This is a genomic window from Eoetvoesiella caeni (assembly GCF_003315175.1).
In the GTDB taxonomy this organism is placed as follows: Bacteria; Pseudomonadota; Gammaproteobacteria; order Burkholderiales; family Burkholderiaceae_B; genus Eoetvoesia; species Eoetvoesia caeni.
Genome location: NZ_QNRQ01000004.1, coordinates 147,209 through 171,174, shown reverse-complemented (window position 1 = coordinate 171,174; position 23,966 = coordinate 147,209). Strand labels below are relative to the sequence as shown.

General features: G+C 60.3%; 25 protein-coding genes. 10 read left to right on the top strand and 15 right to left on the bottom strand.

Annotation, left to right across the window (positions count from 1 at the left end):
- Positions 1-11: 11 nt before the first annotated feature.
- The 5 genes from obgE to DFR37_RS09625 all read right to left on the bottom strand — a co-directional run bounded on the left by obgE (position 12) and on the right by DFR37_RS09625 (position 3,808).
- Positions 12-1,115, bottom strand: a complete 1,104-nt coding sequence (gene obgE, locus DFR37_RS09645; RefSeq protein ID WP_113933037.1) for a GTPase ObgE — start codon at positions 1,113-1,115, stop codon at positions 12-14.
- Positions 1,116-1,239: 124 nt separating this feature from the next.
- On the bottom strand, positions 1,240-1,500 hold the full coding sequence (rpmA, locus tag DFR37_RS09640) for a 50S ribosomal protein L27 (RefSeq protein ID WP_113933036.1): 261 nt from the start codon (positions 1,498-1,500) through the stop codon (positions 1,240-1,242).
- A 35-nt stretch (positions 1,501-1,535) separates the two neighbouring features.
- The gene (gene rplU, locus DFR37_RS09635) at positions 1,536-1,847 is read right to left on the bottom strand and encodes a 50S ribosomal protein L21 (protein ID WP_113933035.1); all 312 of its coding nucleotides are present in this window, start codon (positions 1,845-1,847) and stop codon (positions 1,536-1,538) included.
- A 135-nt stretch (positions 1,848-1,982) separates the two neighbouring features.
- On the bottom strand, positions 1,983-3,209 hold the full coding sequence (gene argJ, locus DFR37_RS09630) for a bifunctional glutamate N-acetyltransferase/amino-acid acetyltransferase ArgJ (RefSeq protein WP_113933202.1): 1,227 nt from the start codon (positions 3,207-3,209) through the stop codon (positions 1,983-1,985).
- A gap of 92 nt (positions 3,210-3,301) precedes the next feature.
- On the bottom strand, positions 3,302-3,808 hold the full coding sequence (locus DFR37_RS09625) for a MarR family winged helix-turn-helix transcriptional regulator (RefSeq protein ID WP_113933034.1): 507 nt from the start codon (positions 3,806-3,808) through the stop codon (positions 3,302-3,304).
- 278 nt (positions 3,809-4,086) lie between these two features.
- Between DFR37_RS09625 and DFR37_RS09620 the strand changes: the two genes are divergently transcribed.
- The 6 genes from DFR37_RS09620 to DFR37_RS09595 all read left to right on the top strand — a co-directional run bounded on the left by DFR37_RS09620 (position 4,087) and on the right by DFR37_RS09595 (position 11,525).
- Positions 4,087-6,426: a bifunctional salicylyl-CoA 5-hydroxylase/oxidoreductase gene (locus tag DFR37_RS09620; RefSeq protein WP_113933033.1), complete on the top strand. Its 2,340-nt coding sequence runs from the start codon at positions 4,087-4,089 to the stop codon at positions 6,424-6,426.
- Entirely contained in the window at positions 6,423-7,211 is a 789-nt protein-coding gene (locus tag DFR37_RS09615; RefSeq protein WP_113933032.1) for an SDR family NAD(P)-dependent oxidoreductase, read from the top strand. Before DFR37_RS09620 ends, DFR37_RS09615 begins: the two co-directional genes overlap by 4 nt.
- Before the next feature lie 29 nt (positions 7,212-7,240).
- The gene (locus DFR37_RS09610) at positions 7,241-8,092 is read left to right on the top strand and encodes an enoyl-CoA hydratase family protein (RefSeq protein WP_113933031.1); all 852 of its coding nucleotides are present in this window, start codon (positions 7,241-7,243) and stop codon (positions 8,090-8,092) included.
- On the top strand, positions 8,093-9,262 hold the full coding sequence (locus tag DFR37_RS09605) for an acyl-CoA dehydrogenase family protein (protein WP_113933030.1): 1,170 nt from the start codon (positions 8,093-8,095) through the stop codon (positions 9,260-9,262). It abuts the gene before it with no gap.
- An 80-nt stretch (positions 9,263-9,342) separates the two neighbouring features.
- Positions 9,343-10,992, top strand: a complete 1,650-nt coding sequence (locus DFR37_RS09600; protein WP_113933029.1) for an AMP-binding protein — start codon at positions 9,343-9,345, stop codon at positions 10,990-10,992.
- A 122-nt stretch (positions 10,993-11,114) separates the two neighbouring features.
- Positions 11,115-11,525, top strand: coding sequence for a RidA family protein (locus DFR37_RS09595; RefSeq protein ID WP_113933028.1), 411 nt, complete (start codon positions 11,115-11,117; stop codon positions 11,523-11,525).
- 176 nt (positions 11,526-11,701) lie between these two features.
- On the opposite strand, the gene hemL is transcribed toward DFR37_RS09595, so the two are convergent.
- From hemL to thiD, 3 genes are read right to left on the bottom strand one after another with little or no spacing between them, the layout of a single operon-like run.
- Positions 11,702-12,979, bottom strand: a complete 1,278-nt coding sequence (gene hemL, locus DFR37_RS09590) for a glutamate-1-semialdehyde 2,1-aminomutase (protein ID WP_113933027.1) — start codon at positions 12,977-12,979, stop codon at positions 11,702-11,704.
- A 59-nt stretch (positions 12,980-13,038) separates the two neighbouring features.
- Positions 13,039-13,692 (bottom strand): thiamine phosphate synthase, encoded by a 654-nt coding sequence (thiE, locus tag DFR37_RS09585; RefSeq protein ID WP_113933026.1) that lies wholly within the window; start codon positions 13,690-13,692, stop codon positions 13,039-13,041.
- A complete protein-coding gene (gene thiD / locus DFR37_RS09580) occupies positions 13,689-14,489 on the bottom strand; it encodes a bifunctional hydroxymethylpyrimidine kinase/phosphomethylpyrimidine kinase (protein ID WP_113933025.1) in 801 nt (266 codons plus the stop codon). The genes thiE and thiD overlap by 4 nt, the downstream gene beginning before the upstream one ends.
- Positions 14,490-14,636: 147 nt before the next feature.
- On the opposite strand from thiD, the gene DFR37_RS09575 reads away from it, so the two are divergent.
- From DFR37_RS09575 to DFR37_RS09560, 4 genes are all read left to right on the top strand, one after another.
- Positions 14,637-14,801 (top strand): rubredoxin, encoded by a 165-nt coding sequence (locus DFR37_RS09575; protein ID WP_113933024.1) that lies wholly within the window; start codon positions 14,637-14,639, stop codon positions 14,799-14,801.
- A 93-nt stretch (positions 14,802-14,894) separates the two neighbouring features.
- The gene (locus DFR37_RS09570; RefSeq protein ID WP_113933023.1) at positions 14,895-15,485 is read left to right on the top strand and encodes a YqgE/AlgH family protein; all 591 of its coding nucleotides are present in this window, start codon (positions 14,895-14,897) and stop codon (positions 15,483-15,485) included.
- Positions 15,478-15,876, top strand: coding sequence for a Holliday junction resolvase RuvX (gene ruvX, locus DFR37_RS09565; RefSeq protein ID WP_113933022.1), 399 nt, complete (start codon positions 15,478-15,480; stop codon positions 15,874-15,876). Before DFR37_RS09570 ends, ruvX begins: the two co-directional genes overlap by 8 nt.
- 158 nt (positions 15,877-16,034) lie before the next feature.
- A complete protein-coding gene (locus DFR37_RS09560) occupies positions 16,035-16,796 on the top strand; it encodes a lysophospholipid acyltransferase family protein (protein ID WP_113933021.1) in 762 nt (253 codons plus the stop codon).
- Here DFR37_RS09560 and DFR37_RS09555 read toward each other — a convergent pair.
- The 7 genes from DFR37_RS09555 to DFR37_RS09525 form a co-directional block, all read right to left on the bottom strand.
- Positions 16,793-17,635 (bottom strand): symmetrical bis(5'-nucleosyl)-tetraphosphatase, encoded by an 843-nt coding sequence (locus tag DFR37_RS09555; RefSeq protein ID WP_113933020.1) that lies wholly within the window; start codon positions 17,633-17,635, stop codon positions 16,793-16,795. The two genes, DFR37_RS09560 and DFR37_RS09555, sit on opposite strands and share 4 nt — an antisense overlap.
- The gene (gene lptG / locus DFR37_RS09550; RefSeq protein WP_113933019.1) at positions 17,632-18,810 is read right to left on the bottom strand and encodes an LPS export ABC transporter permease LptG; all 1,179 of its coding nucleotides are present in this window, start codon (positions 18,808-18,810) and stop codon (positions 17,632-17,634) included. The genes DFR37_RS09555 and lptG overlap by 4 nt, the downstream gene beginning before the upstream one ends.
- Before the next feature lie 115 nt (positions 18,811-18,925).
- On the bottom strand, positions 18,926-19,654 hold the full coding sequence (mtgA, locus tag DFR37_RS09545; RefSeq protein ID WP_113933018.1) for a monofunctional biosynthetic peptidoglycan transglycosylase: 729 nt from the start codon (positions 19,652-19,654) through the stop codon (positions 18,926-18,928).
- Between the two features lie 5 nt (positions 19,655-19,659).
- Positions 19,660-20,508 carry a shikimate dehydrogenase gene (gene aroE / locus DFR37_RS09540; protein WP_113933017.1) on the bottom strand — a complete coding sequence of 283 codons (849 nt, stop codon included), beginning with the start codon at positions 20,506-20,508 and terminating at the stop codon, positions 19,660-19,662.
- A complete protein-coding gene (locus DFR37_RS09535; RefSeq protein WP_242341801.1) occupies positions 20,505-21,398 on the bottom strand; it encodes an energy transducer TonB in 894 nt (297 codons plus the stop codon). Before DFR37_RS09535 ends, aroE begins: the two co-directional genes overlap by 4 nt.
- 36 nt (positions 21,399-21,434) lie before the next feature.
- Positions 21,435-23,321, bottom strand: coding sequence for a ribonuclease catalytic domain-containing protein (locus DFR37_RS09530; protein ID WP_113933016.1), 1,887 nt, complete (start codon positions 23,319-23,321; stop codon positions 21,435-21,437).
- A 27-nt stretch (positions 23,322-23,348) separates the two neighbouring features.
- Complete coding sequence (locus DFR37_RS09525) at positions 23,349-23,957, bottom strand: YqiA/YcfP family alpha/beta fold hydrolase (protein ID WP_113933015.1); 609 nt, start codon at positions 23,955-23,957, stop codon at positions 23,349-23,351.
- Positions 23,958-23,966 lie beyond the last annotated feature (9 nt).

The following is a 23,966-nucleotide window of genomic DNA, read 5'->3' as shown; positions in this document are numbered from 1 at the left end:
CGCAAAAGCTTCTAGGCGTCGTTCCGGGTGGCATCGAAACGCGGATCGTCGGCGACATAGCTGCCGTCGGCCTGGTCTTGTGCAAGATGGCTTTTGCGGTTTTCGGCGTCGAGCCAATCCTGCAATTGCCAGATCAGTTCTTGCGTGCCTTCGCCGTTCAGGGCGGAGATGCCGAATACAGGGCCGGTCCAGCCCAGGGCTTCGCAAAAGCGCCGTTTCAGGTCTTCCGGATCGGGAACCATGTCGAACTTGTTAAGCACCAGCCAGCGCGGCTTTTCGTAGAGCTCGGTGTCGTACAGGCGCAGTTCTTCGACAATGGCGCGGGCATCGGCCACAGCCTGCTCGACAGGATCGAGATCGGGGTCGGGCGAGGCTACGTCGACCAGATGCAGCAGGACCCGGGTGCGCGAGAGATGGCGCAGGAACAGGTGGCCCAGCCCGGCGCCTTCGGACGCGCCTTCGATCAGGCCGGGGATGTCGGCCACGACAAAACTGCGCGATTCCGACGTGCGCACAACTCCCAGGTTGGGATGCAGCGTGGTGAACGGGTAATCCGCGATCTTGGGGCGGGCGTTCGAGATTTTGCTGATGAGGGTGGATTTGCCGGCATTGGGCATGCCCAGCAGACCGACGTCGGCCAGGACCTTGAGCTCGAGCCGCAGCTTGCGCTGTTCGCCCTCGGTACCGGGTGTCCACTGGCGCGGTGCCCGGTTGGTGCTGGACTTGAAGTGCAGGTTGCCCAGCCCGCCCGAGCCGCCCGCGGCCAGCGTGACTTTTTCCTGGTGCTTGTCCAGGTCGTATAGCTGTTCGCCGGTTTCGGCGTCGAACACGATGGTGCCCACGGGCACGCGCAAGGTGATGTCGGGTGCTGCGGCGCCGTACTGGTCGGAGCCGCGGCCGTTTTCGCCGTTCTTGGCCCGGTGCATGCGCGCATAGCGATAGTCGACCAGGGTATTGATGTTGCGGTCGGCGATGGCATAAATGGTGCCCCCGCGCCCGCCGTCGCCGCCGTCGGGGCCGCCTTTGGGAATGAATTTTTCGCGGCGAAAGCTCGACGCACCGTTACCCCCCTTGCCGGCGATTACTTCGATGGTGGCTTCGTCTACGAATTTCATGGTTTTTTATCAGTAAAAACAAGGTGGTGCGATGGCGTGAGAGACCTTCGCAAGGCTGTATTCATTCTAAAACAAAAAGCCCTGCCAGTTATGGCAGGGCTTTGGCAAGACAACAGGCCGGGAATTACTCGGCTGCGATCACGGAAACGGTGCGTTTGTTAAGTGCGCCCTTGATGGCGAATTTAACCGTGCCGTTGACCAACGAAAACAACGTGTGGTCTTTGCCGATGCCGACATTGGTGCCGGGGTGGAATTGTGTGCCGCGCTGACGAACGATGATGGAACCTGCATTGATGGCCTGGCCACCGTAGATCTTCACACCAAGCCGTTTCGATTCTGAGTCGCGGCCGTTACGCGTAGAGCCGCCGCCTTTTTTCTGTGCCATGTTTAGCTCCTGCTATGCAAACAGTTGATTGACAATTAAGCCGTGACAGCTTCGATGCGAAGCTCGGTGTAGTTCTGGCGATGGCCTTGGCGCTTTTGATAATGCTTGCGACGACGCATCTTGAAGATCTTGACCTTGTCATGCCGGCCTTGTGCAAGAACTGTTGCCTTGACCACGGCGCCAGCGACCAAAGGTGTACCAATTTTTAATTGGTCACCTTCGCCAACCGACAAAACCTGGTCTAGCGTGATTTCTTGCCCAATGTCTGCCGGTATCTGTTCTACCTTAAGTTTTTGTCCTGCAGCAACACGATACTGTTTGCCGCCGGTTTTTATGACCGCGTACATGTGGGTAACCTCTAAATTTTTAACTTGGCAAAGTGCCAAGCCGCACATAATAACTGTTTTTTGTGTGGTAAGTCAAGGGCTTGCGGGCTGGTGCAGCCGGGCAACGGCAGGCCGGACCGCGCAGGCCGCGCCGCTTTACGAGCGGTAGTCGGCGTTGATGCTGACGTACTCGTGCGAAAAGTCGCAGGTATAGACGGTTTCGGCGATGGTGCCGCGCCCCAGGCCGATGCGCACAGTGATTTCGGGTTGCTGCATGACGCGCTGGCCGTCCGCTTCCTGGTAGCCCGGGTGGCGCTGGCCGTTGCTGGCCACCAACACATCGCCCAGCCAAAGATTTACCGCCGAGACATCCAGGTCGATGATGCCGGCATAGCCGATGGCGGCCAGGATGCGGCCCAGATTGGGGTCGGAGGCATAAAACGCGGTTTTGACCAGCGGCGACTGCGCCACCGCATAGGCCACTTTAAGCGCTTCATTGGTGTCTTTGGCCTGCTCGACCTGGATGGTCATGAACTTCGTGGCGCCTTCTGCGTCGCGCACGATTTTCTGGGCCAGTTCGGTGGCGGCTTCCGCCAGCGCATCGAACAGGGCGGCAAAGTGCGGGCTGTTGCTGCTGTCGATATGCAGGCCGCTTTGCCCCGTGGCCATGATCATGAAGGAGTCGTTGGTGGAGGTGTCGCCGTCGACGGTAATGCGGTTGAACGAGCGGTTGGCGATGGCGCCGGCCATTTCCTTGAGCAGGGCGGGGGCGATGCCCGCGTCGGTGCCCAGATAGCCCAGCATGGTGGCCATGTTGGGCCGTATCATGCCCGCGCCTTTGCTGATGCCGGTAATGGTGACGGTCTTGTCGCCCAGGACAACGCGGCGCGATACGATCTTGGGCTGGGTGTCGGTGGTCATGATGCCGTGCGCGGCGTCGAACCAGTTATTCGGCCCCAGGTTGGCGATGGCCTTGGGCAAGCCGGCGACCAGCCGGTCGACGGGCAGCGGTTCCAGGATGACACCGGTGGAAAAGGGCAGTATCTGCTGCGAATTGAGATTCAGCAGCGAAGCCAGGGCCTTGCATGTATCTTGCGAGGCCTGCAGCCCGCTGTCCCCCGTGCCGGCATTGGCGTTGCCCGTGTTGATGACCAGGGCGCGGATTTGCGGTTCGGCGATGAGGTGGCTTTCGCACACTTGCACCGGCGCGGCGCGAAAACGGTTTTGCGTGAATACACCCGCCACCGAGGTCCCGGGCGCCAACAGGAAAACGGTAAGGTCCTTGCGGCCGGCCTTGCGTATGCCTGCTTCGGCAATGCCGATTTCAATGCCAGGCACGGCGTGGATCTCGGACAAGGAAGGAATGTGCAGGTTGACGGCCATGGATGAATTACCAGCAAAAAAAAGATCGCCCATTTTACCCTAAGCAGGGTGTGGGTTGAGCCGCATGGGCCTGAGAGGCGGGGCTTTGATATTCAGTGGCGGGCCGCCAGTTTCGTCTGGGTAATGAGCTTGAGCTCGCCCAAGGATTCGAACAGCGTCCTTTTGCTTTTTTCAGGCATGCTGAACAGCATGTTTTGTATCCATGCTTCGTGCGATTCCGCCATTTTCTTGAACTCGCGTTTGCCTTTTACCGTCAGTTTTATGATGGAACTGCGGCGGTCGGTGGCGACCTTGATGCGTTCGACCATGCCTTCTTTTTCGAGCTGGTCGGTGATGCCGGTGATATTGCCGTTGGTGACCATCATGTGCCGGGACAGCTCGCTCATTTTCATGCCTTGAGGCACGCGCTGCAATTGCGCCATGAGGTCGAAGCGCGGCAATGTGGTCTGGTATTCGGTGCGCAGGCGGCTGCGCAAATCGTTTTCAAGCAGATTGCAGCACGTCAGCAGGCGCAGCCAAAGCCGCAGGTCGGTGTGATCCTCGGGTCCGGTTCTGGACTCCAGGTCTGGGGATGCGGCGTTAACGTGCTGGTCATTCATTGTTTTGCTTCGGTGGATTCGTGTCGTTCCTGAATCTAAACAGCCTAAACTATTACTGTCAAGAAGGTTTAACCTTCAATATATAAAAAAAGACCAGTGCATTGAAAAACCGCTTGCCATGCTTGTTCTTTGGCTATATAGTTTAAGCCTAAAGTATATTTGAATTTCCACTTGCCGCAGGACTCCACCGTTTTTACGCTGTGCGGGCCGCTGGAAGGCGGGGGCAGTTCGGATCTTGAACGTAAATGACCTTGTTGGAACGCACCCGGAGAAGACGCATGAACATAGTATGTATTGGTGGGGGCCCCGCTGGCTTGTATTTCGGCCTGCTGATGAAGCTTAGCGACCCCTCGCACGAAGTAACCATCGTCGAGCGCAATCGCCCGTACGACACGTTTGGCTGGGGCGTGGTGTTTTCGGACGCAACCCTTGAAAACCTGAAAGAAGCCGATCCGGTTTCCGCTGAAAGCATCAGCCAGGCTTTCAACCATTGGGACGACATCGAAATCAACTACAAGGGCCGCAGCATTCGCAGCAGCGGCCACGGCTTTATCGGCATCGGCCGCAAAAAGCTGCTTAACGTTTTGCAGGCCCGCTGCGAAGAGCTGGACGTGAAGCTGGTCTTCGAAACCGACGTTACCGACGACCAGGCCATCGCCGATCAATACAAGGCCGATATCGTCATCGCTTCCGACGGCCTGAACAGCCGTATCCGTACACGCTACGAAGATACCTTCAAGCCGGACATCGATACCCGCAACTGCCGTTTCGTGTGGCTGGGCACCGAGAAAACCTTCGACGCGTTTACCTTTGCCTTTGTGGAAACCGAACACGGCTGGTTCCAGGCCCATGCCTATCAGTTCGAATCGGGCATGTCGACGTTCATTGTCGAAACCCTGGACAGCACCTGGCATGCAGCCGGTCTTGACACCATGAGCCAGGAAGAGGGCATTGCTTATTGCGAAAAACTTTTCGCTCCCTGGCTGGACGGCAAGCCGCTCATTAGCAACGCAACCCATCTGCGCGGCTCGGCAATCTGGATTCGTTTTCCGCGCGTTATCTGCGAAAACTGGGTCAAGCAGCAAAAGCTGCCCAGCGGCCGCAGCGTACCTATCGTGCTTATGGGCGATGCCGCGCACACGGCGCACTTTTCCATTGGTTCGGGCACCAAGCTGGCGTTGGAAGACGCCATCGAACTGCGCCGCTCCATCCTGGCCCAGGGCAACGACCTGACCGCCGGCCTGAAGCATTATCAGGAAGTGCGCAGCGTCGAAGTCCTCAAAATCCAGAATGCCGCGCGCAACTCCACAGAATGGTTTGAGAACATCGAGCGCTATGCCACATTCGAACCCGAACAGTTTGCCTATTCGCTGTTGACACGTTCGCAGCGCATTTCGCACGAAAACCTGCGCGTGCGCGATCCCAAATGGCTGGAAGGCTACGAGCGCTGGCTGTCTGGCATTCACGGCGCACAGGCCGCCAGCGAACGGCCCATCCCCCCCATGCATACGCCTTTCAAGGCCCGCAGCATTGCCTTGAAGAACCGCATTGTGGTTTCGCCTATGGCAATGTATTCCTGCGTAGACGGCGTGCCGGGCGACTTTCACCTGGTGCACCTGGGCGCGCGCGCCATGGGTGGAGCAGGCCTGGTCATGGTCGAAATGACTTGCGTCTCGCCCGAGGCTCGCATTACCCCGGGGTGCCCGGGCTTGTGGAACGACGAACAGGCGGTGGGGTTCAAGCGCATTGTCGACTTCGTGCACGCCAATACCGATGCCAAGATCGGCCTGCAACTGGGCCATGCCGGGCGCAAGGCGTCCACCCGCGTAAGTTGGGAAGGTACCGATCTGCCTTTGCTTGAAGGCAACTGGCCGCTGGTGTCCGCATCGGCCCTGCCGTACATAGAAGGCGTGTCGCAAGTGCCGCAGGCCATGACTCGCCAGCAAATGACCGAAGTCCGCGACGAATTCGTCGCCGCCACGCGGCGCGCCATGGCCGCCGGCTTTGACTGGCTTGAATTGCACTGCGCGCACGGCTACTTGCTGTCGGCGTTCATTTCGCCCCTGACCAACCACCGCAACGACGAGTACGGCGGTTCGCTCGACAATCGCCTGCGCTATCCGCTTGAAGTATTCGACGCCGTGCGCGCCGTATGGCCTGCGCATCTGCCCATGTCGGTGCGGATTTCCGCGCACGACTGGGTCGAAGGCGGCATTACGCCCGACGACGCGGTCGAGATCGCCCGCCGCTTCAAGGCAGCGGGCGTGGATATGGTCGATTGCTCGTCGGGCCAGGTCAGCAAGGCCGAACAACCCGTGTATGGCCGTATGTACCAAACGCCGTTCTCGGACCGGGTGCGCAACGAAGCCGGCGTCTCGACCATTGCGGTGGGCGCCATTTTCGAGGCCGACCACGTCAACAGCATTATCGCTTCGGGCCGTGCCGACCTCTGCGCCCTGGCCCGTCCGCATTTGGCGGATGCCGCCTGGACGCTGCGCGAATCGGCCCACATCGGCTATACCGACATTACCTGGCCCAAGCAGTACTTCCCGGCCAAGCGCCAGCTTGAAACCAACTTCGAACGGGCCGCTGCGTATGCGCAGCCAGTAGGCAAATGAGCGCGGCCGGCACGCAAGTGCAGCGCCATGCACTGGTGACAGGGGCTTCGCGCGGCATAGGCTATGTCATTGCGCAGCGCTTGCTGGAACAGGGCGTGCGCGTGACCATACTGGGGCGCGGCACGCAATCGTTGCAGCAAGCGGTCGAAAAGCTGGCCCAGTTCGGCGAAGTGGGGTTCGTCAGCGCCAATATCACCGAGCAGGCCGACGTGCGCAAGGCGTTTGCCCTGGCGGTCGAGCGCTTCGGCGTCATCGACATCCTGGTCAATAACGCGGGGCAGGCGGTCAGTGAACGCTTCGACCGGCTCGACGAAGCCGCCTGGAACAAAATGATTGCAGTCAATCTGACCGGCACATTCCATTGCATCCAGGCCGCCTTGCCGGGCATGCTGGCCCAGAAGTGGGGGCGTATCGTCAACGTGGCTAGCACCGCCGGCCTGGTCGGCTACGCTTATGTCAGCGCCTATTGCGCCGCCAAGCATGGCGTTATCGGCCTGACCCGTTCTTTGGCGCTGGAAACCGCCAAGAAAGGCGTGACCGTCAACGCGGTGTGCCCGGGCTATACCGAAACCGACCTGGTGCAAGAAGCGCTGGACAACATCATGAAGAAAACCGGCATGACCAACGATCAGGCCAAAAGCAAGCTTGCCGAAGGCAATCCGCAAGGACGCCTGGTGCAACCCGCCGAAGTGGCCGATGCCGTGGTCTGGCTGTGCCAGCCCGGCGCCTCGGCCGTAAACGGTCAATCAATTCCCGTCGACGGGGGCGAGGTCATGGCGGGCTAGGGCCCGGCACGACCCTTAAGGAGAAACACATGACTCAAATCGAACACACCATGGCCCATCACAGGCAGCCTTTGGCGGGCTACCAGCCGCGCAACTTCCTGTGGACTGTGTCCGACGATGCCAAGGTGGCAACCATTACCCTGAATCGTCCCGACCGCAAGAACCCTCTGACCTTCGAATCGTATGCCGAATTGCGCGACCTGTTCCGCAGCCTGGTTTACGCCAGCGACATCAAGACCGTGGTCATTACCGGTGCCGGCGGCAATTTTTGCTCGGGTGGCGACGTGCATGAAATCATCGGGCCGCTGACCAAGATGACCATGCCGCAAATGCTGGAGTTCACGCGCATGACGGGCGACCTGGTCAAGGCCATGCGCGCCTGCCCCCAGCCTATAGTTGCAGCGGTCGACGGCATCTGCGCCGGCGCTGGCGCCATTCTGGCGCTGGCCTCCGACCTGCGCCTGGGCACGGCCAACACGCGCACCGCCTTCCTGTTTACCCGCGTGGGCCTGGCCGGCGCCGACATGGGCGCCTGCACCATGCTGCCGCGCATGATCGGGCAGGGGCGGGCTTCCGAACTCTTGTATACGGGTCGCTCCATGAGCGCCGAAGAAGGCCAGGCCTGGGGCTTTTTCAATGGCCTGCATTCGTCCGAAGACCTGCTGGCAGCGGCGCAGAAACTTGCACGGCAACTGGCCGACGGCCCGACCTTCGCCCACAGCGTCACCAAGAAAATGCTGCATCAAGAATGGAATATGGGCGTCGACGAAGCCATCGAGGCCGAGGCGCAAGCCCAGGCCATCTGCATGCAGACGCAAGATTTCCGCCGCGCATTCGATGCGTTCGTCGCCAAGCAAAAGCCTGTTTTCCAAGGAGATTGAATGAGCAATCCTGACTGGACCGAATGGCCGTTCTTCGACGAGCGGCACCAGGAACTGGCCCTCGAGCTGGACGCATGGTGCTCCAGCACTTTGCACGGCATCGATCATTCCGACACCGACGCGGCTTGCCAGCAATTGGTTCAAGCGCTGGGTTCGGCAGAATGGCTGCGCATTGCCGTGCCGCAGGGGCCGGACGGCTCGTGGGGCGGACGCTGGCCCGAGATCGACTCGCGCGCGGTGTGCATCATGCGTGAAACCCTGGCGCGCTACGACGGCCTGGCCGATTTTGCGTTTGCCATGCAGGGCCTGGGCAGCGGCGCCATTTCCATTGCCGGCAGCGACGCATTGCGCCAACGCTATTTGCCGCGCGTTGCCAAGGGCGAAGCGATCGCGGCGTTTGCACTGTCCGAACCGGATGCCGGTTCCGACGTCGCCGCCATGTCGTGCGAAGCCACGCTCGATGGCGACTCATACGTCATTAATGGCGAAAAAACCTGGATATCCAACGGCGGCATCGCCGACTTCTATTGCGTTTTCGTGCGCACTGGCGAGGCGCCCGGAGCCCGCGGCATCAGCGCGTTTGTGGTCGATGCCGACACCCCGGGGCTGACCATAGCCGAACGCATTGAAGTCATTGCGCCGCATCCGCTTGCGCGCCTGCGTTTCGACAACTGCCGTATTCCTGTATCGCAGCGCCTGGGCGATGCGGGCCAGGGCTTCAAGATTGCCATGATGACGCTGGATATCTTCCGCGCCTCGGTGGCGGCCGCGGCCTTGGGCTTTGCGCGGCGAGCCTTGGCCGAAGGGCTGGCGCGCGCCAAGTCCCGCAAAATGTTCGGTCAGACCCTGGGCGACTTGCAATTGACGCAGGCGGCATTGGGCGAGATGGCGACTGAAATCGACGCCGCCGCTTTGCTGACCTACCGGGCGGCCTGGCTGCGCGACGTCAAGGGCGTGCGCACGACGCGCGAAGCGGCCATGGCCAAGATGGCGGCCACCGAGTCGGCGCAGCGCATTATCGACCGGGCCTTGCAGATGTTCGGCGGCGAAGGCGTGGTTTCAGGCAGGCCCGTCGAAAAACTTTATCGCGAAATTCGCGCCTTGCGCATCTATGAAGGCGCCACCGAAGTGCAAAAGCTGATCATTGCACGGGAATTGATGAAAGAGTAGTCAAGAAGGAAGCCGGCGCCGCCAAGGTCATGTACCGCGGGGCGCCTGGGCTTTCAGCCTCAGGAGCAGGAGAGATAAAAATGGAAAAATCTGGACATATCGACACGTTTGCGCGGGATCATCTGCCGCCTTTATCCGAGTGGCCCGAGTTGCTGCTTGAAGGCAATCCGGACGTCGATTACCCCAAGCGCTTGAATTGCGCCGTCGAGCTGGTCGACGCGCATGTCAAGCAGGGCAACGGCGACCATATCGCCATTCTTTGGCGTGGGGAAGACGGCAAAAAAAATAGCCTGACCTACCGCCAGCTTATGGAGCTGACCAACCGGATCGCGCACGTCCTGACCGAAGACATGCAGCTCAAGCCGGGCAACCGCGTGCTTTTGCGCGGCCCGAACAATGCCATGATGGCCGCTTCGTGGCTGGCTGCGATCAAGGCGGGGCTGGTCACCGTGCCCACCATGCCTTTGCTGCGCGCCAAAGAGCTCAAGCCCGTCATCGAGAAGGCCGAAATTTCCGCCGTCTTGTGCGACAAGCGGCTGGCGGCCGATGTGCAGGCCTGCATGGACCCCAATAATACGGCGGCGTATTGCCCGCAACTGAAGCAGGTGCGTTACTTTCACGATGATGGTCCCGATTCGCTCGATACGCTGGCAAAGTCCAAGCCGGCCGATTACCAGGTTTGCGATACCGCCATCGACGATGTCTGCCTTATTGCGTTTACCAGCGGCACCACGGGCCGCCCCAAGGGCTGCATGCATTTTCATCAAGACGTGCTGGCCATGTGCGATACGTTTTCAAAGCATGTGCTGCGCACAGAACCCTCCGACGTCATATGCGGCACGCCGCCGCTGGCGTTTACGTTCGGGCTGGGCGGCTTGCTGTGCTTTCCCTTGCGTGCCGGCGCCGCCACGGTGCTAGTCGAAAAAAGTACACCCGACGAACTGCTGGCTACGGTTGATGATTTCGGCGTCACCATGGTGTTTACCGCGCCGACCTTCTACCGGCAGATGGCCGCTCTGGTGGGCAAGCACGACTTGTCCAGCCTCAAGAAAACAGTCTCGGCCGGCGAAGCCCTGCCGGACGCTACGCGCCAACTCTGGAAAGAAGCCAGCGGCATCGAGATGATCGACGGCATTGGCGGCACCGAGATGATTCACGTCTATGTCTCCAGTGCTCCCGAACAAGTACGCCGCGGCGCCATCGGCACAGTCGTTCCCGGCTACGTCGCCCAGGTTGTCGACGAAAACCTCCAGCCCGTGCCTTACGGCACTGTTGGCCGCCTGGCGGTCAAAGGCCCCACGGGCTGCCGCTATCTGGACGACGAGCGTCAGCGGGTCTTCGTGCAGCAAGGATGGAATTTTCCGGGCGACACCTTCGCCATGGACGAGGACGGCTACCTGTATTACCAGGCGCGCAACGACGACATGATTATCTCGGCCGGCTACAACATTGCCGGACCTGAAGTCGAAGGCGCGCTGCTTTTGCACAAGGCGGTGGCCGAATGCGGTGTGGTTGGCGAGCCCGATGAAGATCGCGGCAATATCGTCAAGGCCTTTGTCGTCCTGAAACCGGGCTTCAACGGCGACGCCGCCATGGTCAAAGAGCTGCAAGACCACGTCAAGGCTGTCGTTGCGCCTTATAAGTATCCGCGCGCGGTCGAATTCGTGGACGCCTTGCCGCGTACCGAGACCGGCAAGCTGCAGCGTTTTGTGCTGCGTACAAAACATTGATGCATACAGCGGCCGCGCCGTGGCCGCTGCCCTACGTTTAGCGCCCTGAAAGGCCCGCCTTTCAGGTTTGATGATTGCGACAGGCCCCAAAGGGCGCATCGCTCGATTTATACGAGGTACAAATGAAAATTCTACAACCACCAAACTGGTCCGAGCCGCGCGGTTACGCCAACGGTACTATGGCCGAGCTGACCGTCGGCAGCCGTATTGTGTTTGTTGGCGGCCAGGTTGGCTGGAATGCCCAGCAGCAGTTCGAGACCGACGATCTGGCCGAACAGGTCGGCCAGACGCTGCGCAATATCGTGGCTGTCCTGAAAGAAGGCGGCGCCGGCCCCGAGCACATGGCCCGCATGACCTGGTATGTGCGCGACAAGCAAGAGTATGTCGGCGCGCTGCGCGAGATCGGCAAGCATTACCGCGAGATCCTCGGCAAGAATTTTCCTGCCATGACCGCGGTTGAAGTGGCCGACCTCATCGAAGACCGAGCCAAGGTGGAAATCGAAGTTACCGCGGTTGTGCCGGCTGCAGCCTAATCGGCTGTTGCTGATTGGCGGGGCAGTATTAAGCAAAAGGCCGGATTCGCTGTGTGGCGAGTCCGGCCCTTTTTATATCCATTTTCAGATCATGTGCGTACTTGGTTGGCGCAGTGGCCGCAAACCAGTACTGTCCCAGCTTCAATTTCGCGGTCGCGCTTGAACCGGCAAGCGAGTTACAGCTTGGCGAAAACCTGCTCCGCGATATCCAGCGTAGCTTGAATCACTTGGTCGTCGTGGGCTGCCGAAACGAAGCCCGCTTCAAAAGCCGACGGCGCAAAGTACACGCCCTTGATCAGCATGGCATGGAAAAACCTCTTGAATAGCTCGGTGTCGCTGGTGGATACCTCGGCGAAAGAGGTGGGTACTTTTTCGTTGAAGTAAATGCCGAACATGCCGCCCACGTGGTCGGCGCTGAAGGCAACGCCCGCTGCCGCGGCCCTTTCGGACAGGCCGGTAGCCAGTTTCTTGGCTTGTGCCGCCAGGTTCTCGTAGAAGCCCGGCTCGGACAGCAATTTAAGGGTGACCAGGCCGGCAGCTACGGCCACGGGGTTGCCCGACAGCGTGCCCGCCTGGTAAACAGGCCCCAGCGGCGCGATATGTTCCATGATGTCGGCCCGCCCGCCAAAGGCCCCCACAGGCATGCCCCCGCCTATGACCTTGGCCAGGGTGGTGATGTCCGGCGTAACGCCGGCCAGGCCTTGCACCCCCTGCGGCCCAACGCGAAAGCCCGTCATGACTTCGTCGAATATGAGTAGCGCGCCATGCTGGGTGCAGAGCTCGCGCAGGCCTTCCAGGAAGCCTGGCGCGGGCTTGATGAGGTTCATGTTGCCGGCTATGGGCTCGACGATGATGCAGGCGATCTCATCGCCGAACTGCTTGAACGCTGCCTTGACGTCGTCCAGCTTGTTGTAGTCCAGCACAATGGTGTGCTGGATGAATTCCTGCGGTACGCCGGCCGAGGTCGGGTTGCCGAAAGTCAGCATGCCCGAGCCGGCCTTGACCAGCAGGCTGTCCGCGTGGCCGTGGTAGCAGCCTTCGAACTTGATGATCTTCGAACGGCCGGTGTAGCCTCGGGCCAGGCGGATGGCCGTCATCGTGGCTTCTGTGCCCGAGCTGACCAGGCGCACTTTTTCGATGGATGGAATGCGCGCGGCGATGGCTTCGGCGATTTCGATTTCGCCTTCGGTGGGTGCACCGAACGAAAGTCCATTGACGGCGGCTTCTTGTACCGTGCGGATGACTTCGGGATGGGCGTGGCCCAGAATGGCCGGCCCCCAGGAACCTACGTAGTCAATATACCGGGTGCCGTCCGCGTCCCACATATAAGGGCCTTGGGCCCGCGTAATGAAGCGCGGCGAGCCGCCGACGGAGCGAAATGCCCGCACGGGTGAGTTGACCCCGCCAGGGATGGTCTGGCAGGCGCGTTCAAACAGGGCGGTATTACGGGACATGGCGAAACTCTATAGACAATGAAAATAAATGGCCTCGCGCGCATGCGCGGGGCGCGGGGTCAGGCGCGGAACAAGTCCCGGCAGCGGGCGGCGCTGGCCTGGATGTCCGGCGCTTCGAAAAGGCCGCTGATAAGGGCGATGCTGTCGGCGCCGGCTTGTATGAGCGGCGCCGCATTGTCGGCCGTAATGCCGCCAATGGCAACGACGGCTGCCCGAGGTGTGTGCCCCTGGCCTTCTGCCAGCCTGCGGCCTTCGCGCAGATTATCCAGCGTTGCCATGGTGGTGTCGGGCTTGACGCGGGAAGGGTACATGGCGCCAAAGGCAATGTAGTCGACGTCCTGGCTTAGCGCCAGGCTGGCAAGTTCGGGCTCGTTATAGCATGAACAGCCAACGATCTTGGACGGGCCCAGAGCCCGGCGAGCCTCGGCCAGGCTGCCGTCGTCCCGGCCCAGGTGGACGCCATCGGCGTCAATGGCCAGCGCAAGCTGCAGGTTGTCGTTGACGATGAACAGGATGCCATGCTGCTTGCAGCACTCGGCCAAAGCCAGCGCCTGGGCCATTTGCTCGCTGCGCAAGCCAGTTTTTCTGCGCCATTGCAAGGCGACCATGCCGCCTTGCGCGGCTTCGGCAACGGCGATGATCAGTTGTTCTGTATTGCTCCATTCGGGCGTAATGCCGTACAGGCCCCGCGGGAATCTTAATGAGGTGCTCATGATATGGCCCGGTTGATTAAACGGTAGCCCATGCCAGGCTGGAAAGTATTTGCGGCCAGCGGCCCGGCCAGAGCCAAGGCGACTTCGACGGCCTTGGGGACGTCGGCGCCTTTGCCCATTTCAATGGCCAGCGCACAGCCCAGCGGACCGTTGGTGTTGTTCAGGCGTGCCGGCGGCGTTTGCCCTTTCCAGTTGAATGTGGCTTGTTCGGGGCCATGCAATAGATAGGCGTATTGGCCGGGCCGCATGGGCGAACCGGCAGCCAGCACCCACTGTGCGCCGAAATTTTGCAAGGCCTTGACCGGAGTTTCGGTCTCGGCGCCAGGCAGCAGCCCGTCTGTTTTCCAGTGCGCGATCAGGTTGTGTTCGACCAGGACCAGATTGGTTTGCGGCAGCAGCAATTCGAGGATGGCCGACAGGATGTCTTCAGGGTCTTCGTCGTCGAGAAAACTGTGGTCCGGCAGGGTGTCCAGATGCAAAACCAAGGGTAGATGCGAATAGTCGGCCGCTATCTGCGCCAGGACCTGGACCGACTCGACGCTGTAGAGAGCGCCGACTTTTATGGCCTGTATATGCATGTCTTCCAGCACGCAGCGTGCCTGATCGTCCAGGAATTCGGGCGTCATGACCTGGATGTCTTCGGTCGAGACTGTATCTTGCACATGAATGGCGCTAAGAGCGCTTGCCGCATGGCCACCCAGGCCGGCGCAAGTGATGGCGTCGGCCGGTAAATTGCCCGAGCCGCTTGGGTCGAAGGGGCCGACAACGAGGATCAGGGTGGGATTGGAATTTGACACGGAAACGGGCTATCGTAAAGGTATTTGCAATATCTTTGGCCATTGTCAAAGATATAGTCATTGAGTTTAGTAATATTGACCCCATTCTAATGGAAGCGCCCGGAATTGGCTGGGATTAGCATTTGAAATTTTCAGAGAGTAACAAACATGCGTACCTGGATGTGCCTGATCTGCGGTTGGATCTACGATGAAGAGACGGGCGTGCCCGAAGAAGGCATACCAGCCGGAACGCGTTGGGAAGATGTGCCTCCTAACTGGGTGTGTCCCGAATGCGGCGCCCGCAAAGAAGACTTCGAACTGATCGAAGTCTAGGCCGGGCGGGCTTGCCGCCGTATTCAAAAATCAACTCAGGCAGGCAAGTCCCGGATACAATAGGCTTGTAGTAGCGACCAAGGAGGGCAAGTCATGGATCGGATCAATAAATCGCGTGCTGGCTCAAGCGCCGACTTGTCCAAGCAGTTTTTACTTGCCATGCCCGGCATGGTGGCCGGCAATCTGGCCAACACAGTCATTTATCTGTGCGAACACAACGAACACGGTGCGCTGGGGCTGGTCATCAACCGTCCTACCGACCTGACTGTTGGCAACCTTCTCGAACGAATCGACGTGGACCTGTCGCTCGAAATCGGCCCGGTGCAAGAGACCCCAGTATTTTTCGGCGGGCCGGTGCAGACCGACCGCGGCTTTGTCCTGCACGCTCCCGTGGGCGACTACAGTTCAAGCATCCGCCTGGGCGAACTGGCTCTTACGACCTCGCGCGATGTCTTGCAAGAACTTGCGCAAGGGCGTGGCCCGGCGCAAATCCTGATCACCCTTGGCTATGCCGGCTGGGGCGCAGGCCAGCTAGAAAGCGAAATGGCCCAGAATGCCTGGCTCAATCTGTCGGCCTCCAACGAAATACTATTCAACATACCGCCCGAGCAGCGCTACGAAGCCACTTTGGCGCAGTTGGGCATCAATTCTGCGATGCTGGCGGGCGAAGCGGGCCATGCCTGAAGAGACCCTGCTGGCTCTGGACTACGGCACAAAGAAAATCGGCGTTGCCATCGGCAATACGCTTACGCGCCAGGCCCGCCCGCTTACCATTCTTGTTTCGGACACGCGCGACCAGCGCTTTGCCGCCCTTGCCGATTTGCTGGGGCAATGGCAGCCCGACCGCATCGTGGTGGGCCTGCCCTTGACTCTCGACGGCGGCGAACAATACGCCTCCACGCGCTGCCGGCGCTTTGCCAATCAGCTCAAGGGGCGTTTCGGCGCTGTGGTCGAGCTGGTCGACGAGCGCGGCTCCAGCCTGGAAGCGCAAGAACTGCTCGGCACCAACGAGGCCGACGATGCGGCCGCCGCAGCGGTAATCCTGCAGCGTTATTTCGATACCCTACCTCTTTGAAATTCCAGCACAGCATTGGCGTTTGCGCCACCGGCCAGCAGCCGGTCATGGCTATGGCCTTGGTGTGCCGGCGTTTCGACGCCGGGCGCTTTTCCCGTTTTGATCGCAAAGGGTAATATTACGGGCAACGCAATTGTCGAGAACTCCTGGAGAAATGTTTGGGTCCACTGCTATTTTTGTTTCGTGCGCCGTTGGTCATTATCTGGATAGCATCCAGCCTGCTTTCGGTAGCGGTCGTGTACCCTTTTCTGCCTTTGTCGGGGCGCAATGCAATGAACAAAAGCTGGTCGCTGGCACTGATGAAGATTTGCGGCGTCCAGGTGCGAGTGCACGGACAGCCCATGATGAGCGGCGCCGCCCTGTGGGTCTCCAACCACATATCGTGGATCGATATCTTCATATTAAGCAGCATACGCTGCGTGGCTTTTGTAGCCAAAAGCGAAATCCGGCAGTGGCCGATCATCGGCTGGCTGGTGGCCAAGGCCGGCACCGTGTTCTTGAACCGGCGCGAGCGCCAGGCAATTAAAACCGTCAGCCAGCAGATGGAGCATCGCTTCACGCGCGGCGAGGTGCTGGGCCTGTTTGCCGAAGGCACGACATCCACCGGCTTCGATGTGCTGCCTTTCCGCTCCAGCTTATTTGAGCCCGCCATTCATGGCGGGGTCAGCGTCCAGCCGATTGCCTTGCGTTTTTACCACCGTGGCGTGCGCAGCGATTACGCGGCGTTTGTGGGCGAGCAGAACCTGGTGCAGAACCTTTGCGTTCTGATAAGCACAACGGGGATTATGGTCGAGGTCGACTTTTTACCCGTGATGTCGGCCGAGCAGTGCCAGGAGATGGGGCGCACGAAGGTGTCGGCACACGCGCATGAGCTCATCAGCAAGGCCGTGCGCATGAAGCAGCCCCCCGGTCCCGGTTAAAGCTCGAAGGGCTTTTGCTGCTGCTCGCAATTCACCTGCACCAGTTTGTGGTCGCGCAGGCGCATGGCGGTCAATTGCCCGCCCCAGATACAGCCGGTATCCAGGCAGACGGCATCGGGCCTTACAAGCAGGCCCAGCGTGGACCAATGGCCAAAAATTATGGTGACGTCGTCGTTCAGGATGACGCGGCCCGGAACATCGAACCACGGCATGAGGCGTTCGTCGGCAACCGGGGCATGCTTGTAGGTAAAGTCCATATGGCCATGAACATTGCACATGCGCATGCGCGTCAAGGCGTTGATGATGACCCGAAAACGTTTGTTCCGGCTGAAATCGTCGCTCCAATGGGCGGGATCGTTGCCGTACATTTTTTTCAGGTTGGCTTTCCAATTGGGCGAGCGCAGGGCTGTTTCGATTTCGGCCGCCAGGGACAACGTCTTGTCGACATCCCATTTGGGCAGCACGCCGGCATGCACCATAAGATGGCCTTGCGCATAGTGGGCCAGCGGGCGGTACCGCAGCCAGTCGATCAGTTCGTCGGCATTGGGGGCGTTCAGGATATCGGTGAATGTGTCGGACTTGCCGGGTTTTTTGATGCCTGCTGCAACTCCCAGCAGATGCAAGTCATGGTTGCCCAGTATGGCCGTGCAGCGTTCGCCCAGCGCGATGACGCGGTTCAGGGTTGCCAGCGAATCGGGTCCGCGGTTGACCAGGTCGCCGGCAAACCAGAAGTGGGCTTGCGGGTCGCCGGCAATCTCGGGCTGCGCCAGCAGGTCATTCAAGGATTGGCAGCAGCCCTGGACGTCGCCTATGGCCCAGATGTTTGCGGTGCTGCTCATATTGCCGGTTTGCGTCCGAAGCTATGGGCGCGGGTAATGCGCCGCACATTATGCTGGTTCTCCATAAGCAGCATGGCCGCCAGGGCCAGCCCAAGGGCGCCAAGATTCGGTACCAGCGCTGTAACCCAGGGCGACCACTTGGTAAGCATACCGACGTTCAGCGCCAATTGGTTGATCATGAAAAAGCCGACCCCCAGCAAAATGCCGATAAACACCTTGCCGCCGACTCCCCCACGCCGTGTCTGCATAAAGCCTATGGGCGCGGCAATGGTCATCATGACCAGCAAGGTAAAGGGGTAGGCCGCCTTGCGCCACAACGCCACGACCTGGCGTTCGGTTTGCAGGTGGTTGCTTTCCAGGTAGCCGATATAGTCCAGCAGCACAAAGATGGACATGCGTTCGGGCTCCAGAATACGGGCGATCAGCCTTTCGGGAGTCAGTGTGGTCGACAAGGTGCGCGAGGGCAGGTGGACGATGGCGGTAGTGGGGGTGTCGGGCACCTTGGCATTGGCCAGCGCGGCCACCGCATTGGCGTCGATCCGTGTTTCGGTGACGTCGTCGAGCACCAGTGTGCCGTTGCCGAAATAGCCCGATTTGGCCTGCGACAACGTAGACAGCTCTTGTCCCTTGCTGAATTCATAGAGCGTTATATGGGAGACGCCGCCGTTGGCCTGCAATTCGCCGATATTGATAATGCGCATGCTGTTGTTGGCGCTCTCTTCCTTGAACCAATAACCGCTGTTCAGGCGTCCTCCGCCGGCCCGGCCCAGCAGTGTCAGGGTAGCTTCGCTGGATTTGATTTCCGCCGCCGGCGTGATGACTTCGGACAACAGAAACGCACCCACCACCCAGGGAATGGTAATAACCCAGAGCATGGTCAAAAGCTTCATGCCGCTGACGCCCGAAACTCGCAGAATGACGAGCTCATTGCGTTGCGCCAGGCTGGCCAGTGCAAGAATGGCGCCTATCAGCAGCCCGATGGGAAGCAAGTCGTACAGGCGGGTGGGCAATTGCAGGGCCTGCAAGTAAAACAGATTCAGCAAGGTAAAGTTGGGGCCCACGTTGTCCAGGTCTTCGATAAGGGCGAAAAACGTGAACAGGCCAACCAGCGCCATGAGTACGACGGCGGCGGAGCGGTAGATTTCTGAAGCTAGGTAACGGCGGGCGGTGCGCATTGCTGTGTGTGAAAAATAATTCGATTCCCGTATGTTACTCGCTACTTGTCCCGAGCGAGATCAGGCCGGGTCCGGGGCTATCTTGAAGCCGGTTTCGGCGGGTGCTGCCCGCCTGTCACGGAGCGTCGACCTGGCGCATGCGTTTTACGATGGTTGCAGTGCGCGAACGCAAATACGTGGTGTTGCGGTGGCGGTCGTAATAGTCCGGGTTGGGCAGCATGGCGGCCAACTGCGCCGCCTGGTAGCTGTTCAGCCGCGCGGCGTCGGTCTTGTAATAGTGCCGGGCGGCCGCCTGGGCGCCGAATGTGTTCGTGCCCCACTGGGCCAGGTTCAGATACAGCTCCAGAATGCGCTGCTTGCTCATGACGGCCTCGATCATGTAGGCAAGTATCAACTCCTGGCCTTTGCGCAAATAGGTGCGCGCACCCGAAAGAAACAGGTTCTTGGCCAATTGCTGGGTAATGGTCGACCCCCCTCGCATCTTGCTTTTGCCCCGCTCGGCCTGGCGCAGATTGTATTTCCAGGCCTTGCGGATGGCGTCCCACTCTACGCCTTCATGGTCGGTGAAGTTGGCGTCCTCCGAGGCAATGACGGCGCGTTTCAGGTTGGTGCTGATTTGCCCATAGTCCACCCATTTATATTCAAGCCGGGCGCTTGGGTCGGTGGCTTGCAATTCGGACAGAGTGGCTTTCATGAAAGCGCTGCTGCTGGGGTTGTTGATGGAAAGCCAGATCACCATGACGAACAGGCCGAATTGGTAGAGCAGCACGGCAAACACGCCCAGCAGGCATGTGGCGCCGAGAATTTTTAGAGGAGACGTTTTGCGTGTCGCGGACGAGGCCATTGGCTTCAGGCGGCGTCAAGCTGGCGTCGCAACATGGCCAGTACAGGGTTGATGTCGGGAGCGCGGCCATGCCAGATAAAAAAGCTTGCGGCAGCCTGGGCGACCAGCATACCCAGGCCGTCTGCGGCATATTGCGCGCCGGCGGCTTTGGCCTGCTGCATGAAGGCGGTCGGCTGCGCGGCATAAACCATGTCGTAGGCCAATGCGCCCGAAGCATACGCCACGCCCGGCAAGCTGGGAGCCTGGCTGCTCAAGCTGCTGGAAGTAGCGTTAATTACGATGTCCCATTGGCCTTGGCCTTCGTCCAGGCCACCGGCCGAAAGCCGCTGTGCGAACTGCGGCAGCAGGCCCGCGGCATGCGCATGCAATTCATGGGCGCGCGCGGCGTTGCGGTTGACGATGCGCAGCGCCGCGCATTGCGCTTGCAGCAATGGGTAGACCACTCCTTTGGCGGCGCCGCCCGCGCCGACCAGCAGTACGCGCTTGCCGGCAATCGAGACGCCAAGGCGCTGTATGTCGTCAAGCAGGCCTACGCCGTCGGTATTGCAGCCGTGCAGGCGCCCCTCCTGCATCCACAAAGTATTGACCGCGCCGGCCAGGCGCGCCCGGTCGCTAAGGTCTGCGCTGGCCAGCGAGCAGGCTTCTTCCTTGAACGGGAGGGTTATGTTCAGGCCCGATCCGCCCTCGCCAAAGAAGGCGGCGACCGTCGCCGCAAATCCCTCAACGGGGGCCAGCAAGGTTTCGTAGCTTAGGGCAATGCCCAGCTGCCGGCCGAATTCTTGATGGATGGCCGGAGAGCGGCTGTGCGCTATGGGGTTGCCGACGACGGCAAAACGGGGAAGTGAGGGGGTCACGGCGTTTCAGTATTAAGTTGATTGTTGATGAAGTGCCAACTGCGGGTAATGGCAAGGACGTCGGTGGTCTTGGCGACCTCGGGCGGCAGCGGCGCGAACGGCGCCGCCAGTTGGACTATGCGTTGCGCGGCCAGGTTCAACACAGCATGCTCGGAAGGCTTGTTGATTTCCATGCGGATCAAGTCTCCGTTCTTGGCTATATATACCGTCAATTGCAATGTGCCATAGACTTTGCCGCGGGCTTCGTCGGGGTAGTGCTCGGTGCCGAGAAATTCTATTTTTTTGCGCCACGCCTCGACATATTGGGCATAGCCGACAGCCTTGGTCGAAGGGCCGACAAATTGCTGGCGGGGCCGGGCGTTGTAGAGTTCTATGCGTTCCTTTATGGCGCTGATCTGGGCGTTCAGCACCAGGCTTTCCTGGTTAAGGTTGTCCTCGCCGGCATCGGGCGACTGCTGCAGCATATCGGGCGACTTGCGGGCCGGCGGTGTTTTTTGCAGCGACTGCAACTGGGTATAAAGCCGTTGCTGTTGATTCTCGAGCTCTTGCTGGCGCTTGCGCAAGGCGGCCAACACGATCTGATCGGGTGAAGACTCGGCTGTGCGCGGTAGCGGCGAAGCCGTCGTACCCGTGGCGGCGTTGCCGCCGGCATTGATCTGGTTCTGCGCCAGCAGCGCCGGTGCGACGGGCGCGGTTTCTGTGCGGGCATTGACCAGGGCCACCTCCAGAATGTCGTCTTTGACGGCTGCGGGAGGCTGCGGGGCGATGAACCGAATGGCCAGCACTGCCGCATGCACGCATAGCGACAAGGCTATGGCTATATACAAGCGGCGGCGCTGGGCCTGTTGCGGCCCGGTCGGCGGCCATGCGTTGATGTCGGCGGAGTTCACCAACCTGGGGCTCCTGTTGTCTGGCAGTGTCCGATGCTATGTTGCGATAGTATCCAGGTAGCGGCATTCCAGCTCGATAGCCAGTTCATCGTAGCCCAGAATTTGCAGTCTAACCATCTGGCCGCGTTCCAGTTCCGGCATGCCGGCAACGCGGGCCACCAGGGGTACGCCCGACAGCCGCACGAGATCGTCGCGCAAGACGCTGGCTTCAATAGTGCTTACCTGGTGCTGCTGCAGCCAGCGCAGGCACCAGTAGCGCTCCATGGCCGTCTGGAATTCGTTCCATGCCGCGTATTGCGAATCGAAGGCGCCGATGATCGCGAACAGGTCCGCGTCCTTGGGCTTGAAGGGCGCCACCAGCCGGGCCGATACGCCATGTTCGATGGCGGCCAGGATCTGCCATTGGTTGATCAGGTCGACATAACGGCGCAGCGGCGAAGTGGACCAGGCGTACTGGGGTACGCCTATAGCTTCATGCGGCAGCGCCTGGGTAGACATGCGCACGCGTCCGGCCTGTTGCGAGCGGTAAATGCCGGGCACGCCATGCTGGGCCATCAGCCCGCCCCACAGGTTATTTGCCAGGATCATGTACTCGGCCACGAGCTTGTCCAGCGGCGCATTGCGCTGGCGCGGGACGAGCCGCACCGGGCTGTCGGGATCGTCGGCCGGGCCGTCGAGGTAAAAAGAGTACTCCACGCGGTTGTTGTTTTCGGTTTTGCCGCGCACCAGGTCGCGCTGGGCGCCCAGATGCTTGGCAAATTGCCACAAGGGCCGCAGCCAATGGCCGTAAGGCAACTCAGCCGCGGGGTCGTCCAGGGCTTCCGCTGTAACGGCGGCGTCCAGAATGTTATGGCGCAGATTTTCGCGTACGTTAAGCCGTTCGACCCGGGTTTCGGTGCCCAGAATCTCGCCGCTGCTCAGGTCGGTGTCGACATACAGCGACAGCACGGGTTTCAACTGGCCGGCATCCAGCGAAAAGGCCTGGATCAGTTCATCGGGCAACATCGGTATTTTTTCGCCGGGCATGTATACCGTAGACATGCGGGCACGCGCCAGATCGTCGAAGCCGCTGCCGCGCGTGACCAACAGGCCCGGTGCCGCTATATGTATGCCGATACGGGTTTTGCCGTAGGGCAGGGATGTTACGGAAAGCGCATCGTCCACTTCGGTGGTGGTCGTGTCGTCGACCGAGTAGGCTTCGACCTCGGCAACCGGCAACTCTTCGCCGACAGCCTGTACGGCTTGCTGCGGATGCGCAACACCCTTGGGAAAGTTAAGCGCCAGAAAGCGGTGCCGATGCAAGGCCAGAGGATGGGGCCAGGCGCCGAGCTTGAGCAGCAGCTTTTCGGGGGTGGTTCCCAATTGCACCACGGCGGCCTCGAAGGCCTTCCACTGCTGCGAATTCTTGTCCGGCCGGGTCAGCAGCGTGCCGGCCACCTGGGCAATTGCCTCGGGCAGTTGGCCCGCCACCATTTGATCTACCCATTCTTGCTGCTGGGCCGCTTGTTGCTGCTTTTTCTGGATGGCGGCCAGGGCGGCTTGCAGTATATCGGGAGGGGCCGGGCGGTAGCGGCCCTTGCCGCGGCGATGAAAGTAGGCCGGCGCCGCGTTCAGCGCAAAAATGGCGGCGGCCTTTTCGACAGCGCTGGGCGGATGGCCGAAGTAGTCTTCAGCGAAGGCGGCCGCCTCGAACTCTTCTTGCGGAGCGCATTCCCAAAGAAAGTCGATTTCCAGAGTATCCGCCAGGGCGCGCGCCTGCGCCAGCAGGGTCGCCGGGTCAGGTTGTTCGAAGCTGAAAAGCACCGTGGCGCTTTTGATCTTGCTGCGTTTGCCTGATTCGGACTCTACCTGCATGGTCGAGTCGCTTTGCGAAAAAATCTTTTCCGCTTTGAAGTTGCCGCTGTCTTCGTAAAGAACGTACATAAATTTGAGTAGTCAGGCTCGCGTCCGTTATGGCGCATTGAGGTTGGAAAATGGATGGTGCAAGGCAAAGGCCATGACTTCGGGCAGCCATTGCTCGAAGTCCGAAATACCATGGTCGCTGCCGTTGATTATCCTGCTTGGGCAGCCTGCATACCACTGCGCCATTTCACGCCAGTCCAGTACTTCATCGCCGCTTGCCGCCAGCAGGAAATGGTTTTCCGGGCGGCTGGGGCGGTCGAAGGCCAATTCGGCCAGCTCGTCGATATATTCAGGCAAAAATACAAAGGGCTCGGGTGAGTGGAACTGCGTATGCGTGCCAACCTGGGTAGCCAGGTCGCGGACCGCATGGATTACGGGGTTGAGCAGGACGGCGCGGCAATTCCAGAGGCTGGCCAGGTAAGCGGCATAGTAGCCGCCCAGGGAAGAGCCGATCACTGTCACGCTGCGCTGGATCTGCAGGCCATTGCAGCGGTTTTCTATTAGACCACGGGCAAGCGCGATGGCCCGGGCCGGACTGGCCGGCAACTGCGGGCACAGCCAGTCATGTTCAAGGCCGCGCTCGCGCATGGCCCGGGCCAACTGCCGTGCCTTGGCCGATTGCGGCGAAGAGCGAAAGCCGTGCAGGTAAAGAATCATGGGCAGTGC

Excerpts from the sequence above, each read along its gene's own strand:
- ruvX (WP_113933022.1), top strand. The coding sequence starts at position 15,478 with ATGCCTGAAGAGACCCTGCTGGCTCTGGACTACGGCACAAAGAAAATC.
- DFR37_RS09595 (WP_113933028.1), top strand. The coding sequence starts at position 11,115 with ATGAAAATTCTACAACCACCAAACTGGTCCGAGCCGCGCGGTTACGCC.
- DFR37_RS09575 (WP_113933024.1), top strand. The coding sequence starts at position 14,637 with ATGCGTACCTGGATGTGCCTGATCTGCGGTTGGATCTACGATGAAGAG.
- DFR37_RS09570 (WP_113933023.1), top strand. The coding sequence starts at position 14,895 with ATGGATCGGATCAATAAATCGCGTGCTGGCTCAAGCGCCGACTTGTCC.
- mtgA (WP_113933018.1), bottom strand. The coding sequence starts at position 19,654 with ATGGCCTCGTCCGCGACACGCAAAACGTCTCCTCTAAAAATTCTCGGC.
- thiE (WP_113933026.1), bottom strand. The coding sequence starts at position 13,692 with ATGAGCACCTCATTAAGATTCCCGCGGGGCCTGTACGGCATTACGCCC.
- argJ (WP_113933202.1), bottom strand. The coding sequence starts at position 3,209 with ATGGCCGTCAACCTGCACATTCCTTCCTTGTCCGAGATCCACGCCGTG.
- DFR37_RS09600 (WP_113933029.1), top strand. The coding sequence starts at position 9,343 with ATGGAAAAATCTGGACATATCGACACGTTTGCGCGGGATCATCTGCCG.
- rpmA (WP_113933036.1), bottom strand. The coding sequence starts at position 1,500 with ATGGCACAGAAAAAAGGCGGCGGCTCTACGCGTAACGGCCGCGACTCA.
- DFR37_RS09605 (WP_113933030.1), top strand. The coding sequence starts at position 8,093 with ATGAGCAATCCTGACTGGACCGAATGGCCGTTCTTCGACGAGCGGCAC.
- DFR37_RS09615 (WP_113933032.1), top strand. The coding sequence starts at position 6,423 with ATGAGCGCGGCCGGCACGCAAGTGCAGCGCCATGCACTGGTGACAGGG.
- rplU (WP_113933035.1), bottom strand. The coding sequence starts at position 1,847 with ATGTACGCGGTCATAAAAACCGGCGGCAAACAGTATCGTGTTGCTGCA.
- lptG (WP_113933019.1), bottom strand. The coding sequence starts at position 18,810 with ATGCGCACCGCCCGCCGTTACCTAGCTTCAGAAATCTACCGCTCCGCC.
- obgE (WP_113933037.1), bottom strand. The coding sequence starts at position 1,115 with ATGAAATTCGTAGACGAAGCCACCATCGAAGTAATCGCCGGCAAGGGG.
- DFR37_RS09530 (WP_113933016.1), bottom strand. The coding sequence starts at position 23,321 with ATGTACGTTCTTTACGAAGACAGCGGCAACTTCAAAGCGGAAAAGATT.
- DFR37_RS09525 (WP_113933015.1), bottom strand. The coding sequence starts at position 23,957 with ATGATTCTTTACCTGCACGGCTTTCGCTCTTCGCCGCAATCGGCCAAG.
- DFR37_RS09625 (WP_113933034.1), bottom strand. The coding sequence starts at position 3,808 with ATGAATGACCAGCACGTTAACGCCGCATCCCCAGACCTGGAGTCCAGA.
- DFR37_RS09610 (WP_113933031.1), top strand. The coding sequence starts at position 7,241 with ATGACTCAAATCGAACACACCATGGCCCATCACAGGCAGCCTTTGGCG.
- hemL (WP_113933027.1), bottom strand. The coding sequence starts at position 12,979 with ATGTCCCGTAATACCGCCCTGTTTGAACGCGCCTGCCAGACCATCCCT.
- DFR37_RS09555 (WP_113933020.1), bottom strand. The coding sequence starts at position 17,635 with ATGAGCAGCACCGCAAACATCTGGGCCATAGGCGACGTCCAGGGCTGC.
- DFR37_RS09620 (WP_113933033.1), top strand. The coding sequence starts at position 4,087 with ATGAACATAGTATGTATTGGTGGGGGCCCCGCTGGCTTGTATTTCGGC.